The sequence below is a fragment of the Paenibacillus sp. OT2-17 genome (genome assembly GCF_009827695.1).
Taxonomy (GTDB): domain Bacteria; phylum Bacillota; class Bacilli; order Paenibacillales; family Paenibacillaceae; genus Paenibacillus; species Paenibacillus polymyxa_B.
The window spans coordinates 1-2,496 of record NZ_WUDQ01000545.1 but is presented as its reverse complement, the minus strand read 5'-3'; the positions used below and the strand labels follow the sequence as shown (position 1 = coordinate 2,496).

The following is a 2,496-nucleotide window of genomic DNA, read 5'->3' as shown; positions in this document are numbered from 1 at the left end:
TACCTGACAGCGATGCGCCTTGTATTCCTGAACGATTTTCAAGACGCTCCACGTCGGATTTCAAGTCATTAAGCCGAGATTGAAGGCTGTAGACCTTAATTAAAAGTATGACGGAGAGGAGCAACGCGATTATTGCTATATACTCAATAGCTGACAACAGAATCCCCCCAATTTCACTTAGTTTCATCGCAAAGATGCCGCACTAAAAATTTGATTCTTATTTCTAGTATAGCATGATGATCGAAGAGAAGAGGAAAATGTGTACAAATTGACTTTTTGCAGGCAGAGCGTTATATTACAACTTATTATAAACCTTTTAATAAATACTGGAAAAGGAGTGTATTCAAATACAACCAGTCTCCAATAATACCATTCGGGTTAAACAAATTAATGTAGAGTTAGTTAAAAACACACTGAAATCCAAGGAATATGCAACCAAGTCATCCATAGCCAGTATCACAGGTCTTAGTGTGGCAACTTGCGGAAATATTCTGAATGAGCTTCTTCAAACCGGGGAGGTATTAGAGACGGAATTGGAAGAGTCGAATGGCGGACGTCCGGCTAGACGTTACAAATATAACGCTGACTATTCTTATATTATCTGTTTAAATGTGAAAACGGAAGGCGGTATACATTCTCTTACTTATGCTGTTGCCAATTTGCTTGGTGATATCATCATCGAGAATACTTCCAATGTGCCTCATATTGATTATGAAGTCATAGAAACCCAAATTGGAGAGCTGATTAATAACTATGGAAACGTCAAAGCCATTGGGATTGGCATCCCCGGGGTTGTTCATCAAGGGATTATCGATGTTTGTGATCTCGACCTGCTCATAGGAGTCCCTGTAGGTCCACTGCTTCAAGATAAATACGGATTAGAAGTTACCATTGAAAATGATATGCATTTGACAGTCTACGGATTTTATAACATGCAGAATTATGATGAGGATAAAACCTTTGCTATTGTTACGTTTCCCAAAGACAATTTCCCCGGCGCGGGTTTTATTGTCGATGGACATTTGTTAAAAGGAAATACCAAATTTGCTGGGGAGGTTTCCTTCTTACCCTTTGATTTAACAAGAGAGGAACAGCTTAAACAGTTAAATAGCACAGAGGGATTTGTTCCTTTAGCGATCAAAACGATAACTTCCATTATTGCGATTATAGATCCTGTATCTATCGCTTTGACTGGAGAGTTATCCAAGCCGACTCTGTTGGACGATATTTATAACGGCTGTCTAAAAGATGTACCCAAAGAACATATGCCCGAGATTTTTGTGAAAAACGATACACATGATGAATACATGCGTGGGTTGATTTCGGTGACCCTTGAAAGTCTGACGTACAATTTGCAATTGGTGGAGAAAAGGAAATAGGACATCGTTCAATAAAGCATGAGAGGATGAGATTAATGACTCAAAAATCGATTGCATGGACTACAGGGACATGGACTAATCACCCTGTATCATCCATAGAAGAAGATCAGTTCCTTAAAGTTGAAACCAGAGAAGGAAGCGACTACTGGGAAAAAACTTTGTATGGATTTGAACGCAGTAGCGGACATTCCCTGCTTACAGACTGGGAAGAAGGCTCTGCCATCGAAGTCACGTTTCAATTAGGCTCATTTACGGAGCTCTACGATCAGGCCGGTATAATGCTGTATCAAGGACAGCAAAAGTGGATTAAAGCCGGAATCGAATTAAATGATGGAATTCCTCAACTGGCAGTCGTAGTCACGGATGGCTATTCCGATTGGTCATTAGCTCCTGTACCTGATTGGGTAGGGAAAAATGTGACGATTCGTGCTTCACAGCTACAGGATGCAGTTATCATTAGAGCCCGAACCGAAAATCAAAGCTGGCGCACCGTACGTGTAGCACGTTTTCCTTATGAAACGGGACAACAGGCGGGTCCTTTTGCCTGCGCGCCGACTCGAGCCGGTTTTCAGGTTATCTTTACTCGCTGGGTAAGCACTGAACCAGATAGAGACATTCATGTAGATCCGCCATTTGAAGAATAGCCATTTTACTCAATAATAGAAGAGTTATAAATATGGGGGTAATTATTGGAGATAATACAATTATAAGCTCTGGAAGTTTTTAAAATAATACTTGACATGAAACGCGTTACAAACCTTAAGATTCAGTTAGAAGTACTTTATAACACATTAGCATAGAGGTAACGTATTTCTATCTAGTTAATGAAAAACATCAGCAAAGGCGGAGAAAATATGAGTACACAGTTTCCAAAAGATTTCCTGTGGGGCGGAGCAGTTGCTGCTAATCAGCTCGAAGGCGCTTATCAAGAAGATGGAAAAGGCTGGTCCATTCAGGATGTAACTCCTCGTGGTGGCTGGGGGCCCGTTACGGATGTACCAACAGAAGATAACATGAAGTTGATCGGTATTGATTTTTATCATCATTATAAAGAAGATATCAAACTTTTTGCGGAAATGGGCTTCAAAGTGTTCCGTACTTCTATCGCATGGTCACG

3 protein-coding genes and 1 pseudogene are annotated in these 2,496 nt (G+C 40.5%); 3 read left to right on the top strand and 1 reads right to left on the bottom strand.

Features of this window, described 5'->3' with window-relative positions:
* Window positions 1–187 (bottom strand): annotated as a pseudogene (locus GRP75_RS30755) (hypothetical protein); the annotation flags it as partial.
* A 283-nt stretch (window positions 188–470) separates the two neighbouring features.
* Here GRP75_RS30755 and GRP75_RS24360 point away from each other — a divergent pair.
* From GRP75_RS24360 to GRP75_RS24350, 3 genes are all read left to right on the top strand, one after another.
* Window positions 471–1,379: an ROK family protein gene (locus tag GRP75_RS24360; RefSeq protein WP_081391285.1), complete on the top strand. Its 909-nt coding sequence runs from the start codon at window positions 471–473 to the stop codon at window positions 1,377–1,379.
* A 35-nt stretch (window positions 1,380–1,414) separates the two neighbouring features.
* The gene (locus tag GRP75_RS24355) at window positions 1,415–2,023 is read left to right on the top strand and encodes a DUF1349 domain-containing protein (RefSeq protein ID WP_013310225.1); all 609 of its coding nucleotides are present in this window, start codon (window positions 1,415–1,417) and stop codon (window positions 2,021–2,023) included.
* Between the two features lie 210 nt (window positions 2,024–2,233).
* The coding region (locus GRP75_RS24350; protein ID WP_160790604.1) for a family 1 glycosylhydrolase at window positions 2,234–2,496 on the top strand (263 nt) is incomplete at its 3' end.

Bases quoted from the DNA above. Each gene is read 5' to 3' on its own strand.
- GRP75_RS24355 (WP_013310225.1), top strand. From the start codon at position 1,415: ATGACTCAAAAATCGATTGCATGGACTACAGGGACATGGACTAATCAC.